This is a genomic window from Sphingobium sp. RS1 (assembly GCF_056156825.1).
This window is the reverse complement of sequence record NZ_JBLZXE010000003.1, coordinates 746591-760667: the sequence shown is the minus strand read 5'-3', so window position 1 is coordinate 760667 and position 14077 is coordinate 746591. Positions and strand designations below refer to the sequence as shown.

General features: G+C 63.6%; 12 protein-coding genes. 4 read left to right on the top strand and 8 right to left on the bottom strand.

The genetic code is table 11. The annotated features are described in order from the left end of the window. Positions 1-14 precede the first annotated feature (14 nt). From ACNHGR_RS23360 to ACNHGR_RS23325, 8 genes are all read right to left on the bottom strand, one after another. Complete coding sequence (locus ACNHGR_RS23360) at positions 15-452, bottom strand: nuclear transport factor 2 family protein (RefSeq protein ID WP_475289324.1); 438 nt, start codon at positions 450-452, stop codon at positions 15-17. Beyond that, positions 449-1351, bottom strand: coding sequence for a VOC family protein (locus tag ACNHGR_RS23355; protein WP_475289322.1), 903 nt, complete (start codon positions 1349-1351; stop codon positions 449-451). Before ACNHGR_RS23355 ends, ACNHGR_RS23360 begins: the two co-directional genes overlap by 4 nt. 18 nt (positions 1352-1369) lie before the next feature. Further along, positions 1370-2476 (bottom strand): FAD-dependent oxidoreductase, encoded by a 1107-nt coding sequence (locus tag ACNHGR_RS23350; RefSeq protein ID WP_475289321.1) that lies wholly within the window; start codon positions 2474-2476, stop codon positions 1370-1372. After that, a complete protein-coding gene (locus ACNHGR_RS23345) occupies positions 2476-3699 on the bottom strand; it encodes an MFS transporter (protein ID WP_475289319.1) in 1224 nt (407 codons plus the stop codon). Before ACNHGR_RS23345 ends, ACNHGR_RS23350 begins: the two co-directional genes overlap by 1 nt. A gap of 70 nt (positions 3700-3769) precedes the next feature. Continuing rightward, entirely contained in the window at positions 3770-5200 is a 1431-nt protein-coding gene (locus ACNHGR_RS23340; protein ID WP_475289502.1) for an MFS transporter, read from the bottom strand. A 5-nt stretch (positions 5201-5205) separates the two neighbouring features. Further along, positions 5206-6888 carry a GMC oxidoreductase gene (locus tag ACNHGR_RS23335; protein ID WP_475289318.1) on the bottom strand — a complete coding sequence of 561 codons (1683 nt, stop codon included), beginning with the start codon at positions 6886-6888 and terminating at the stop codon, positions 5206-5208. Next, entirely contained in the window at positions 6885-7532 is a 648-nt protein-coding gene (locus tag ACNHGR_RS23330) for a gluconate 2-dehydrogenase subunit 3 family protein (RefSeq protein WP_475289317.1), read from the bottom strand. Before ACNHGR_RS23330 ends, ACNHGR_RS23335 begins: the two co-directional genes overlap by 4 nt. Positions 7533-7665: 133 nt before the next feature. Beyond that, complete coding sequence (locus ACNHGR_RS23325) at positions 7666-9135, bottom strand: carotenoid oxygenase family protein (RefSeq protein ID WP_475289315.1); 1470 nt, start codon at positions 9133-9135, stop codon at positions 7666-7668. Between the two features lie 112 nt (positions 9136-9247). Between ACNHGR_RS23325 and ACNHGR_RS23320 the strand changes: the two genes are divergently transcribed. The 4 genes from ACNHGR_RS23320 to ACNHGR_RS23305 all read left to right on the top strand — a co-directional run bounded on the left by ACNHGR_RS23320 (position 9248) and on the right by ACNHGR_RS23305 (position 14076). Further along, positions 9248-9703, top strand: a complete 456-nt coding sequence (locus ACNHGR_RS23320) for a MarR family winged helix-turn-helix transcriptional regulator (protein WP_475289314.1) — start codon at positions 9248-9250, stop codon at positions 9701-9703. Between the two features lie 274 nt (positions 9704-9977). Further along, a complete protein-coding gene (locus ACNHGR_RS23315) occupies positions 9978-12497 on the top strand; it encodes a TonB-dependent receptor (protein ID WP_475289313.1) in 2520 nt (839 codons plus the stop codon). A 65-nt stretch (positions 12498-12562) separates the two neighbouring features. Continuing rightward, positions 12563-13330: a glutathione S-transferase family protein gene (locus ACNHGR_RS23310; RefSeq protein WP_475289311.1), complete on the top strand. Its 768-nt coding sequence runs from the start codon at positions 12563-12565 to the stop codon at positions 13328-13330. Further along, positions 13327-14076: a glutathione S-transferase family protein gene (locus ACNHGR_RS23305; RefSeq protein WP_475289310.1), complete on the top strand. Its 750-nt coding sequence runs from the start codon at positions 13327-13329 to the stop codon at positions 14074-14076. The genes ACNHGR_RS23310 and ACNHGR_RS23305 overlap by 4 nt, the downstream gene beginning before the upstream one ends. Position 14077 lies beyond the last annotated feature (1 nt).

Below are 14077 nucleotides of genomic sequence, written 5' to 3'. Positions count from 1 at the left end.
GGACACTCGGTCTTTCAGAACATGGGATGCGGATTGGCAGCGGTGGTCGGCATGGGTTGCAGCACATCCCAATGCTCGACGATGCGTCCGTCCTTGAGGCGATAAATGTCGGCGACTGCGCCCCCCGCAGACGCCGGGTCGGCCCGGCCGTGCAGATGGATCACGGCATAGTCGCCATCGACGATGATGCGCTTCACATCGAAGGAGGCGCCGGCTTTGGAAAACATCGGCTCCAACGCGGCGATCGCCGCGTCACGGCCGTCGGCAATGCCGGGGTTATGCTGGATATAGTCAGGCGCGACATAGGTCATGAAGGCTCGGCGCACATCCTTTTCCGCATAGAAGATCCGCGCGAAATCGCCGATGATCGCGCGGTTCCTTTCGGTATCGCCGGGGGGTACCGCCGCCATCAGCAGCATCCCGGCGACGCCCAGCGCGATCGCACGGATCACGCCTCGACGGCCTGGAACAGCCCCTTGTCGGGCTCGGGATGGGGCATGGTCTGCGGACCGCCGACACCGATACCCCACTGGTCCATCACCTTGGGTCCGGGAATATGGACCTTCGCCTCATGGCTTTCGAAATCCACATATTCCAGTTCGGACGTATATTCGACCGCGAAGCCCGCCGGCGTGGTGAAGTAGCTGAAGGTGTTGTTGCCCGCCGTATGACGGCCCGGACCCCAGCGGATATCGGTGCCCTTCTGCTTGAGGCGATTGACGCCCACCATCATGTCGTCGACGCTCAGCATGTCATAGGCGACATGGTTGAGGCAGGGCGGTCCGGGCAGGATGGCGATGCGGTGATGGGCGCCATTGCAGCGCAGGAAGCACATAAAATCGCCCAGCCAGTCGCTGACCTTGAAGCCCAGCACATCGCAGAACCATTGCACCAGCGCCTTATGATCGGGCGCGTGCAGGACGATATGGCTGATCTTCTGCGGCACGCCTTCCCAGCGGACCATATCGCGGGGCGCGCGGCGGGCGACGTCGCTCGAAATCTCGAAGGTCAGGCCTTCGGGCGAGAAGAAGCGAAAGCCATAACCGCCGCCCAGCGTCGCCAGATCCTTCGGCGCGAAGATGATGCGTCCGCCCGCTACTGCGACCTTGTCGTGCAATGCATCGACATCGGCGCGGCTGTCGGCGGCCAGCGCGATCACGTCGATGCGCTTTTCCTCCGCCGCGCGCAGGCGCACGACATAGCCTTCCTCGCCCCCGTCGGCGGCGAAATGGACCATGCCATCCTGCTCGCCGGCCTCGACCAGTTTCCACTGGTCGGTATAGAAGGCACGCTCGGCCTCCAGATCGGGGACGGCATAGCCGACATAACGGATTTCGGTGACGCGGCTCATGGCTGCTATCCTTGATTGTCAGATGGGTTGGGAGACGACCGCGAACATCTCTGCGGTGGCCTTGTGATTATCGACCTGCGGCCCCTTGCCGATCTGGCCGTGGCAGATCGCCAGCGACTGTTCGACAATATAGCGGCAGCGTTCGTACCGACGGTCGCGATAGGCGGCGAAGGCGGCTTCCGGCGTTTCGCCCTTGCCCAGTTCATCGGCCAGCACGATCGCATCCTCGATCGCCATGCCCGCGCCCTGTCCCAGATGCGGGGTGGTCGCGTGGACGGCATCGCCCAGCAGCACGACCCGCCCCTTCGACCAGGGGCCATGCACCATCATCGCTTCGAGCGGGCGATAGACGACGCCGTCATTGTCGCTGATCTGGGCGGCGAACGCCTGAATTTGCGGCGCGGTGTTGGCCAGCTTGGCGCGCATGGTGGCGGCCAGATCGGCGCGGGCATAATGGGGGTTGCCCGGCTCCGCGCTGGTGGCGAAGAGATAGATCTGCTCCGCGCTCATCGGCACCAGCCCGACGCCGATCGGGCCGTTATAGACATGGAGCGCATCCAGACCGGCGGGACGCGGGAAATTATAACGCCATACGCCCTGCCCGGTAAATTCGGGCTTTTCCGCTTCGGGCAGGATCATCTGGCGGGTCTGCGAATAGACACCGTCCGCACCGACGACGACATCGTAGCGATCCGCGCTGCCGTCGGAGAAGCGGACGTCCACGCCCGCGCCATCATCCTCCAGCGCCTCGACGGTCAGACCAAGGCGAATCTGCGCGCCCAGCGCTTGCGCGCTTTCGCCCAGCACCTTCTGCAGCGCGCGGCGGCCGATGCCGACATTGGCGGGCTTGCCCGGCACAAGACTGGGGGACGTCACCCGCGCCACCCGGTCGCCGCTGGGAATATAGATTTCCACCGCGTCAAAGCCGCAAGCCGCATCGAGGAAAGCGTCGAGCACGCCCAACTGCTCCATCGCCCGCACGACATTAGCCTGCTGGATGATGCCCACGCCATAGACCGACCAGTTGGGATCACGTTCAATGACAGTGACGGCATGGCCGGCCCGGCTGAGCGCGATTGCCGCCGAAAGGCCGCCAATGCCGCCACCGATGATCAGCGCCTTCATCACGCCGTCTCCAGCTTGCCCGTTGCGCCACGGGCCGAGCGATCGAGGAACAGGAAGATGACAACTGCGAGCACCAGCCCGGCAATGCCTGCCGCCATGAAGGCTCCCTTCATCGTGCCCATCACGTCATTCAGCTTGTGCACCAGCCATGGCGAGGAGAATTGTCCGAAGAAGAAGCAGGCAGTCCACACGCCCATGCCACGCCCGCGATGTTCGAAGGGCAGCTTGGTCTGCGCCCAGGCGATGAGCGCCGGCACCGCCATGCCCGCACCGGTCTGCTGCACCACCAGCGCGATCAGCATCCAGTGCGCTGTCGGAGCGAACCCGATGAAAAACAGCCCGGCGCCGAGCATGAAGAAGAAGGCGCCCAGTTGTACGCCATTGGGACGGCCGCCCAGCATGCGGAAGACCAGCGCACCGAGAATCACCGCCAGCGTCGGCAGCGCCGTCATCGCGCTGAGCGCTGCCGGACTCGTCACGCCGACCTCGGCAAAGGCCAGACCACCATTGATGATGAACACATAATAGAGGGCCGATGCGCACAGCGTCACAAAACCGAGCTGCGCCACCGCGCGCCATGGGAAGGGCGTCGTCGCACGCGGGGTATCGGCGACCTGTGCGACCGCATGTCCCTCGCGCTTGGGTTCGAACAACCAGGCCATCATCGCGAAGAAGATCGGGAAGGCGATGAGGTAGACGAGGAAGATACCGTTCCAGCGGATCGCCGTGGCAGGGCCGGACAGGGCGATCACGCCGCTGGCCAGGAACGGTCCGGCCACGCCTTGCAGCATCAGCCAGTCGCGACGGCCTTCATCCTCCCAATAATCACCGATCAGCGTGTTGACGATGGTCAGGATCGCAGCCTCCGCCACGCCCAGCAACAGGCGCGAGGCGAAGACCGCATTCAGGCTGTCGAGAAAGAAGGGCGCCGTGCCGAAAATGCCATAGAGCAGAGTTGCACCGATCAGCAGCGGTCGTCGCCCGATCCTGTCCACGAACCAGCCGGCAAAGGGCGCGATCAGGGCGATGGTAAGGCCGGGCGCCGACACCATCATCGGCACTTTCCAGCGCGCATCGGGGTCCGCCGCGAAATGGTCGATGATGGCGGGCACGGCCGGGAACATCGACACGATCGCAAAGATCGGCAGGAAGGCGGCGGTGACGATCGTGATGCCCTGCGGCACCAGCGTCAGTCGCCGAAAGAAGGAAACCAGCCGCGACATCTACCCTCCACTCACATTGAATCTATTATTAGAATAATGATTCTTTTTTTGACGGCGATCAAGGCGCCTGTCAAGCGTCGAACAACCGTGCCGGCAACATCCGCGCCAACAGGGCGACCACCAGCAGCAACGCCACCATCGCCCCTGCCGTCGCGGTAAAGGCCTGACGGCTAATCTCCGCCTCCTGCGCGCCCTTGGCAAGCCATAGGAACAGGGCGCCAATGCCGGCCGCGCCGATCGCGCTGCCCAATTGCTGCACCGCCTTCAGCACACCGCCAGCGGCGCCCGCATGCGCCCGGTCGATTCGCGCCAGCGCGATCGGGGTCAGCGGCCCGGCCAGCATCCCCATGCCAAGGCCCGCCATCAACAGCGCCAGCGCCAGCGGGATGACAGGACCGCCAGCGCCGAATACCGGCACCAGCGCGACGATCCCTACGATCATGCAGGCCGCACCCAGCACCAGCACATTGCGCCCGAGCTTCGGCACCAATCCGCGTCCGATGAAGCCGACCCCCAGCCCGGCGCCGATCGCAAAGGGAATATGCGCGACGCCGGCGGTGAGCGGGTCCATGCCAAGGCCTATCTGCAATACCAGCATCATGGTCAGCAGCAGGCCGGAGGTTGCGGTGGCAAAGATCAACGAAGCGATCACACCCAGCCCGAAGCTGGGCTGTCGGAACAGCGCGGGATCAAGCAGCGCCGAACCATCACGGGCGGTGCGCGCCTTGAGATAGCGCAGCGTCGTCCATAGGAGCGGCACGGTCGCGACCAGCAGCGCCACGCACCAGAGCGGCCAGCCCAGATCGCGCCCGATCGCCAGCGGAAAGATCAGCGCGAAAAGGGTCGCGATGACCAATGCGTTGCCGGTCCAGTCCATCCGCAACGGATGCGCGGATCGGCCCACGGGCAGAAATTTCAGCGCCGCGATCACCCCGGCCACACCCAATGGGGCGTTGATGAAGAAAATCGGGCGCCAGCCAAGGCCAGCGACATTCGCGTCGATCAGCGCGCCGCCGACGATCGGGCCAAGAATGGCGGACACGCCACCCAACAGGCCGAACATGCCCAGCACACCCACCCGTTCGGACGGGCCATAGAGCAACTGGATCAGCGCCAGTACCTGCGGTGCCATCAGCGCGGCCGTGGCCCCCTGCGCGATCCGCGCCAGCACCAGATGCAGCGCATCATCGGCCAGACCGCAGGCGACGGAACTGAGCGAAAAGCCGATGATCCCGGTCAGGAACAGGCGGCGATAGCCGTAGAGATCACCCAGTCGACCGCCGCTGATGAGGAGCATGCCGAAAGCGAGCGCATAGCCCGCCACGATCCACTGCACCGCCAGCGCGCTGGCATGCAGATCGCTGCGGATCGCCGGGACGGCGACATTGACGATCGTACCGTCCAGCACATCGACGACGAAGGCGATGATCAGCGTGCCCAGCGCTGCGCGGCGCTGGCCGGGGCTGAGGGATGCGGCCGATTGCGCCGCATCCGCGACCACGGCCGTCAAAGCCAGCCTTCCTTCAGCATCGTCACCGCCGCGTCGCACGCCCGCGCGGTCAGCGCCATATAGGTGAGCGAGGGGTTCTGGCATGCTGACGAGGCCATGGCCGCGCCGTCCGTGACGAACAGATTGGGCACGTCATGCGCGCGATTCCATTTGTCCAGCACCGATGTCGCCGGATCATTGCCCATGCGTGCGCCGCCCATTTCGTGAATGGAGGAGCCACCCGCGCCCGGCTGGTCGAAGCCGAACAGGTACGTACCACCTGCCGCCTCCAGCATCGCCTTGGCCTCCGTCCGGGCGTCCGCCAGTGCGGCGCGCTCATTGGCGCCATGGTCGAAGGCGATGTGCAGCGCGGCCATGCCATGCGCGTCGGTCTTGACCGGATCGAGCGTCAGCCGGTTGGATGCGCGCGGCAGGCTTTCGGCATAGGTGACAAGCACCATCTTCCACGGCCCGACCTTGTGGAGAGTCTCCTTCATCTCCGCGCCGATGCCGGGCATCCGCTTGCCCTGCGTCCAGGTCGATTGCAGCGCGCCGCCCTGATAGCTGTAGCCGCGCGTGAAGCCCTGACCATCCGCCTTGTCGAGATTGCGGAAGCGCGGGATAACGATGCCAGTCGGCCGGTTGCCATAAGTGGTCCGATCCTCGAACCCGTGCATCAGCGCCATGCCCGACAGGGTGGAGGCATGATCCATGATATGCGTCCCCAGCGCCCCGCTGCTGTTGGCGAGGCCATTGGGGAAGAGTTCCGACCGCGAGCGCAGCAGGATGTGCACGCTATTGAAGGCGCTGGCGTTGAGGAAGATCATCCGCCCTGTGGCCCGCATCGTCTTGCCGGTGGCGGTGTTCAGGATCAGCACGCCGGTCGCCTTTTTCGTGACCGGATCTATTTCGACCTGGTCCACGATGCTGTCCGTCACCAGCGTCAGATTGCCGGTGGCCTGCGCGGCGGGCAACGTCGAACTCTGGGTCGAGAAATAGGCGCCATAGCTGCACCCGCGCGCGCAGATGGAGCGATACTGGCACTTGGCCCGCCCCTCCTTCTCCTGCGTCAGATTGGCGGTGCGCCCCACGGTCAGGCAACGGTCGGGCCAGTGCTGGCCGATCACGCCGCGCACATGCTGCTCCACGACATTCAGCGCCATCGGCGGCTGGAAATGACCATCGGGCAGGGATGCCAGCCCCTCGGCCGATCCGGACACGCCGACGAAATCCTCAACCTTGTCATACCAGGGAGCCAGATCGGCATAACGGATCGGCCAGTCGCTGCCATGGCCGTCGGCCTTGTTCGCGCCGAAATCATAGTCGGACCAGCGATAGCATTGCCGTCCCCAGGTCAATGACCGCCCGCCCAGTTGATAGCCTCGCCACCAGTTGAACGCCTGCCCTTTGCCCACAGTATAGGGATTGATGTCGTCACGGACGAAATGATGCTGGGTATATTCGTTGAAATGCCGATTGCCCGACTGGACCGGGTAGGATCTGAGATATTCCTCAGCATCGCCCATGCCGCGAAACGGCATGTCCCACGGCGCCTTCATTTCGGTAGGATATTCGCCATGCGGCTCATTAGGACCGCGTTCGACCAGCAGCACTTTCAGGCCCGCCTGCGTCAGTTCCTTGGCCGCCCAGCCCCCGGTGATGCCGGAGCCGACGACGATCGCATCGAAGGTCGCGCTCATCCGAAGTCCACCGCGGTCCAGTCGCTTGAGAAGGCGCGGGTCTGCGGACCGATCGGAATGTCCGGCTCCCATCGGCCCGGCACCAGTTCATAGTGCAGTTCCTGCGAACCGCCGATTTCGGACGTATAATAGCCGGTCAGGATGAGATCCTTGATCTTGTGCCAGGGGTGCGCGTCATTGCCGGGCTTGAACGCCTCTGCATCAAGCGCCGCCAGAAGGTCGTGCTGGGCCTTTGCGGGGAGGCTGACGAAATCCCCCTTCGCCATGGCGTTCAACTGACGACCGACAGCGTCGAGCCAGGCAAACCCCATCGGCGCGGCGGCCGCGACGGCACGGACGGTCGCGAATGGGCCAGTCGGCTGCGCTGCCGTGCCCGCCTGCCCATGGCTGAGCGCCAGCAGTAGCCAGTCCGGCACCTTGGCCGCCAGCGCGCCGGGGGTGTCAGTGGCAGGCACGACCAAATCGCTTAGCCGCTCGGCCAGCATCCGCTGCCCGGCATCGGCGCTACCGCTTTCGCCTTGGGCATGGCGCCGCCACAGCTCGATCGGCGTACCGACGCCCAGCGCCAGCAACAGTCCCGCCCCGATCAGCTGCCGCCGATCGATTCGCTGCCCGGACAAGGCCTGCTTGATCTCCTGCGCCACTACCCCTCCACGAGCGTCATTGCAGCGCTCATATTTGAATTAAAATTGTTGTTCTATTATTAAATGGAAGAAGGGGCAGTGGTCAAGTAGGGTCCGATGCAATGACTTGTGGGTGTACCGAGGGGCTGCCGCGCTAACCCGCCAGTCCGATCTGCTCGGCGCTGGCCCAATTGCCGTGCAAGCCGAAGCGCAGGCGGATCGGCACGCGAATCTCGGCGATTGGGCCCTTCGCGATATCCAGCGCATCGAACAGCAGCAGGTCGCTGCGATGCTCTTCCAGGCGGTTGCACAGTTGCACGATCCAGCCATCCCCTTCGGGCGCATCCGGGCTACGCGGGATAAAGCAGGGTTCCTGCAAGGACGACACAGGCCCGCACCACCAACTCTGCTCCTCGCCGGTCCGATGATCGATCAGGCCCAGCGTGTTCATCAGCATGCCGGACGGACTGCCCCCCTTCAACTCAACCGGCTTGGTCGGGTCGATCACCAGCAGCCAGCCATAGCGATAGGGCAGGCCCGTCTGGCGATCGTCAATGCGCGGAAACTCCCCCATCATGTTGGTCAAGCGCCGCACGCTCGCGAAATCCTCGCCGTTGGATGCCATGTCGACCGTCCAGCGAGTCAGGAAGCTAGCGGCCTCTTGTCCGTTGAACGGTGCACCGTGAATGTCAGGGAAGAAGGGGAACATATTATTCTTCGCCTCAGGCGTGTCGAAATGAATCTTCGTCCCCTCCTGGAAAGCGTTCATGACATGGCTGGCGAAGCAATTGTCGCGTTTGAACCAGCGAATGTCCGCCGCCGTCGCATCGGCCCGGCGCGGCAGCACGCCCAGATAGACGGGCAGCGTCGTATCAAAGCCGAAATGCGGCAGCCCCTGTTCTAGCCGCTCCCAATTGGATGTGCTCGGCACGACATGAAACAGCGCATAGTCAGGCGTAATCGCGAAGTCGTGCATCATCGCATAATAAGGCAGTTCGAACCAAAGCTCCTGCTTCAGTTTACCCTCCGGCGACACGACATAATAGGTCATGTCGCGTGTCAGCACTCCCTTGGCCGCATAGCCAAAAGCGATCATGTCGCCGGTCGCGGGGTCGATCTTGGGATGCGCGGTGAAAGTCTGGCCGGTCATCGCCCCGTCGAACCGGGTGTAACCGTCCGTCTCCAGCGTCGCCGGGTCCATTACCAGCGCCGGGCTATCCTCCTTCAACGCATAGAGTCGGCCACCATGGATGAAGGCAGTGGTGTTGGCGGTACCGCGTATCTGGCCCTTCACCGACTCGTCGTCGGTCAACGGATTGCGATAGGCACCGAACAGAGCGCGGCCCGCTTCATGCTCCAGCTTCCACTTGTCCGTCTTCGCCCAGCGTTGGCGCAGGCTCACCCGACCATCCCTGAACCGGAACATGGAAATCATGCCATCGCCGTTGAAGGCGATATCGTCGCCTAGCAGTGGCGGAAATTGCGGGTCCGGTTGCACCCGGTAGAAGGCCCCGTCCAGTTCGGGCGGCACTGCCCCCTTCACGTCCAGATCGGCAATGTCCGCCTCGATCCGCGAAGGCGTGTTGAAACCTGTGAAGGACGGTGTGTCCGGAAAATGCGCCACGGCTGATCCTCTCCCTGTTCTGATCGAAGATATTGTATGTGACACTCACATTTTTTCAAGCCGCAGGATTGACGGACCAAGTCTTACTGCGCACACTGTTACTATGAATACCATGAAAGACATTGAGCCGCTCGACCTCTTCCCAGATCCCGGCCTCAGCGGCATCGACGGGCTGGTCGGCTTTCACATCCGGCTGGCCAGCGCAGCGGTCTATCAACATTTTACCGAGACGTTCAGCGACCTCGGCCTCACCCAGAAGCAAGTGGCTGTCCTCTGGCTGATCGAGGATCAGCCCGGTATCGCCCAGGCCGATATTGGCCGCCGGCTCAAAATGGACCGGGCCAGCGTCATGGCGATCGTCAATCGTATGCAGGACCGGGGTTTCCTGACCCGTGGCGCCTCCGCGCAGGACCGCCGACGTCAGACATTGAGCCTGACCGATGGTGGTCGCGACTCGCTCGCCGACGCGCGCAGTTGCATCGCCGAGCATGAGAATTGGCTCAAGGCCCGGTTCAGCCCGGCTGAAACCGCGATGCTCGTCGAACTGCTGCGTCGCGTCTATGTCTGATCCCACTCGCTGCCGAAACAGGCGATTTCCGGGCCTTCCCTCTCCTGCCCCAGCATAAGCTGTTACTGGTACTACCACCAATAGAGACAACAGCATTATTTGCCCTCTCGCAATAAAGGCAAATATTGCGACAATGTTCACCGTCGGGGCGATCAGGCCCTTGCAACGGGCAAGATTGTATGTCTTACTAACAATCGACACACAGCATGTCACAAGGCGGGTCACGTCCGGTCAGGACGGATCTTACAAAGCCGATTAGGAGAGGGGATTACCCATGCAACACGATCTTCGTGCAATGATGTCGCGCGCCCTGTTGGCGTCGGCCTCCATCCTCGCAATCACCACGCCAGCCTCGGCACAATCGCAGGCCCAGCCGCCCGCTGCCGCACCGCAGGCGGCCGAACAGGATGCGGCCTCGCAATCGTCCGTCGCAGACATCGTCGTCACCGCCCAGTTCCGCGCCCAGCGGTTGCAGGATACGCCGATCTCCATCACCGCCGTCGGCGCCGCCGAGCTGGAGGCCAAGAGCCAGACCAACCTCGCCCAGATGGCCGACGCCGCGCCCAACGTCTCGCTGAAGCCACAAGGCGCCTCCTTCGGCCCGTCCATCACTGCTTCTATCCGCGGCGTGGGCCAGAACGACTTCAACCCCGCCTACGAACCGGGCGTCGGCATCTATATTGACGATGTCTATTATCCGCAGTTGACCGGCGCGGTGTTCGAACTGCTTGACCTCGACCGCGTCGAAATCCTGCGCGGTCCGCAAGGCACGCTCGCCGGCCGCAATGCCGAAGGCGGCGCGATCAAGCTCTACTCCAAGCGCCCCAGCGGCGATGGTGGCGGCTTTGTCGAGGTCAATTACGGCATCCGCAACCGCATCGGCATCCGCGCCGCCGCAGATTTCGGCATCACCGACACGCTCGCCGTCCGCATTTCCGGCGTTGCCAAGCAGCAGGACGGCTTTGTCGATCGCATCGACTATGGCTGCGCCAATCCGGGCAGCGGCATTCCGTCGACCCAGCCGGCCGGCGACTGCACCATCAGCAAACTAGGTGGCGTGGGCTATCAGGCGATTCGCGCCATCGCCTTCTGGGAGCCCAGCGACAAGCTGGATGTTACGGTGATCGGCGATTATACCCGCGACGAACATACGATCGCCGGCGAAGTGCTGCTGGCGACCAGTACGGTCAATTCGCCCAATACCAATCCGGCGCCCGGCGTCGTCTATGACGACCGCTTCATCTGCGGTCGCTATTGCAACTATATCGGTACCGGCCAGCCGGCCGGCACCTGGACCCCGCCCATCCCGGTCGACCCCTATGGCGCCGCCGGCACCCCGCTCGCTGCAACGCAGGGCACGGACCGCAGCCTCTACAAGGGCTGGGGCGTATCGGGCCAGATCAACTATGCCTTGTCCGACGCTTTCAAGCTGACGTCGATCACCGGTTATCGCACCTTCAACACCCGGTTCGATTCCGACGACGATATCTCGCCCGCCAATATTGGTTTCGGCCGCAACTATCTCGAAAACTGGAGCTTCAGCCAGGAAGTCCGGCTGAACGCTGAACTGGGCGACAATCTCAACGCCACGGTCGGTGGCTATTATTTCAAGCAGAGTTCCACGTACGACTCGCTCCAGGACATTCGCTATGTCCCGGTCTATCCACTGCAATTCCGCCAGCCTGACCCGACCAAGGCAGAGGCGAAGGCCGCCTTTGCGCACCTGTCCTGGAAACCGGTCGACCGGCTGACGCTGAGCGGCGGCCTGCGCTATACGACCGAAACCAAGGACCAGACCTATTACCGCCTGAACTTCGACGGCACGGTCAATCGCTTCCTCGATCCGGTCGGCGCAGCCTATGGCGTCGGCTATTCTGGCGCGGATACGCTCGACTATAATGGCAATGGCAACACGACCGAAACCGTGACGGCGCTGTCGGGCCTGACCGCCCATTATAGCGCCAAGCGCTGGGACTATCGCGTCGCCGCCGACTATCGCCTCACTGACAGCCTGATGGTCTATGGGTCGGTGTCGACCGGCTTCAAGGGCGGCGGTTCCAACCCGCGCCCCTTCACCACTCAGCAGGTCATCGCCTTCCGCCCGGAAAAGCTGACCGCCTATGAGATCGGCTTCAAGAGCGACTTCTTCAATCGCCGGGTGCGCCTGAACGCCGCCGCCTTCATCAACGATTATGTCGATATCCAGATCCCTGTGCTGACCTGCCCCACCGCGCCCTGCGCCGCCCGCCTCAATGCCGGCGACGCACGGGTCAAGGGGTTCGAGGCTGAACTGTCCGCGTACCCGATCGACGGCCTCGCGATTGACGCATCGATCAGCTATCTCGACTTCAAATATATCGCCAGCAGCCTCGATCCGGCGGCCACTTCACCGACGGCGGGCGGCACCAACCCCGGCGGTGTGTCACCCAGCGATCCGCCAGTCTCTCCGCCCTGGAAGTTCAGTGTCGGCGCCCAATATAAGATCGATCTCGACAAGGCGGGCAGCCTGACTCCACGCTTTGACGTCACCTATGAAGACAAGAAGTTTGGCGGCGCGGCTGTGGTCAACGACGAGCGCGTCCTCAATTTTGTGCCGGCCTACACGCTCGCGAATGCGCGGCTGACCTGGCAGAATGCAGATGAGGATCTCGACGTTTCGTTCGAGGTCACCAACCTCTTCGACAAATATTATTATCTGTCCGTCTTCGACCTGCGCGGCGCTGGCGCCGGTGTGCGCAAGGCACGCCCCGGCAACCCGCGCGAATGGGCGATCACGGTGAAGAAGAAATTCTAGGCCTCCCCCTTGGCCGGTCGGGCAGCGCACGGCCCGGCCGGCTTCTTTTCGGAGACATAAGCGGCATGACCGACGTCACACTTTATCATTGGGAACCCAACGCCAATTCGGGAAAGCCGATGCTGGCGCTGTTCGAAAAGGGTGTCGCGTTCGACAGCCATTATCTCGATCTGCTGAATTTCGACCAGCATCGGCCGGACTATCTGGCGGTCAATCCGCTCGGCACGATTCCCGCCATGACCCATGGCGCGCTGGTGCTGACCGAATCCACCGCGATCATGGAATATGTGGACGAGGCGTTCGACGGCCCCCGCCTGATGCCGGCCGATCCGGTCGATCAGTGGCGCACCCGCTGGTGGATGAAGTTCCTCGACCAATGGCTCGCGCCCAGCTTCTCGATGATCGGCTGGAGCGTGTTCGTCGGTCCCTCGGTCCGCCAGAAAGACCCTGCCGAACTGGAAGCAGCGATCGACCGCATACCCATGCCCGAACGACGCACCGCCTGGCGCAAGGCGATCAACGGCGCCTTTTCTCCGGAGGAAATGGCCGAATCGCAGCGCCGCGTGGCTCTGGGCATCGGTTATCTGGAGCAGGCGCTGGGTGAGCGGCCATGGCTGGCGTCGAACGAATATGGCCTGGCCGACATCAACGGCTTCAACCTCGCCTACGCCATGCCGCTGTCCCAGCCGCAGCTCTGCAATGACGAACTGACCCCCAACATCATGCGCTGGCTGCGCGCCATCTATGCGCGCCCTGCCACCCGTGCCTGCTGGGCGCTGGGCCGCACCGACCTCGCCCGTCGCATCTCCCTGCTCGAAAGCGAACCCGCATGACCGGCATCCTTTATCATAGCCAGCCCAACGGCCCGTCCTTCACCGTCCTCGCCGCCGCCTTCGAAAAGGCCGTCGATATGGACTTTCGCGCCATCGATCTGGTTGCGGGCGAGCGCCACTCGCCCATCCTGCCCCACCCGATCGAGGTCGATCAGTCGATCGAGGGCGAAGGCCCGGTGCTGATCGTCGGCGATGTGGCCATGACCGACAGCGTCTTCCTTGCCTGCTATCTGGATGAGGTCGGCAATGGTCCTGCGATCCGCCCGGCCGATCCCTATGCCCGCTGGCAGATGATGGCCTGGTGCCGCTATGTGATCGAGCGCGTGGCGCCCGCCGCCGCCGCACTCGGCAATGCCGCCGCCCCGCCATCTTCAGTCCCCGCCGGCATCGCCAGCGCGGACCTTGCCGCCCGCTGGACGCAGGCGGTGGAAGGCAAAGTGGACGAAACCCAACTGGCTGACAGCCGCACCAAGATCGTGCAGGCGGTCGAGAAGGTCGAGGCGCAACTGGCCGACGGCCGCGACTGGCTGATGGGCGATTTCACCATCGCCGATCTGGAAACCCATGCCTGGCTGGCGGGGATGCGCAGCCTCGTGCCCGATGCCTTCGCTGCCGCGCCATTGACCGACGCATGGGAAGCGCGGCTGCGTGCCCGCCCCGCCGTGGCGCAGGCGCTGGGCCTTGCCACCGTCCCCAACCCCGAAGCGATCTGGGCCATCGGCCCGGAGATCAACCGCTGGGGCTGAT

Coding starts and splice junctions, on each gene's coding strand:
- ACNHGR_RS23355 (WP_475289322.1), bottom strand. CDS start 1,351: ATGAGCCGCGTCACCGAAATCCGTTATGTCGGCTATGCCGTCCCCGAT.
- ACNHGR_RS23350 (WP_475289321.1), bottom strand. CDS start 2,476: ATGAAGGCGCTGATCATCGGTGGCGGCATTGGCGGCCTTTCGGCGGCA.
- ACNHGR_RS23345 (WP_475289319.1), bottom strand. CDS start 3,699: ATGTCGCGGCTGGTTTCCTTCTTTCGGCGACTGACGCTGGTGCCGCAG.
- ACNHGR_RS23335 (WP_475289318.1), bottom strand. CDS start 6,888: ATGAGCGCGACCTTCGATGCGATCGTCGTCGGCTCCGGCATCACCGGG.
- ACNHGR_RS23320 (WP_475289314.1), top strand. CDS start 9,248: ATGAAAGACATTGAGCCGCTCGACCTCTTCCCAGATCCCGGCCTCAGC.
- ACNHGR_RS23315 (WP_475289313.1), top strand. CDS start 9,978: ATGCAACACGATCTTCGTGCAATGATGTCGCGCGCCCTGTTGGCGTCG.
- ACNHGR_RS23310 (WP_475289311.1), top strand. CDS start 12,563: ATGACCGACGTCACACTTTATCATTGGGAACCCAACGCCAATTCGGGA.
- ACNHGR_RS23305 (WP_475289310.1), top strand. CDS start 13,327: ATGACCGGCATCCTTTATCATAGCCAGCCCAACGGCCCGTCCTTCACC.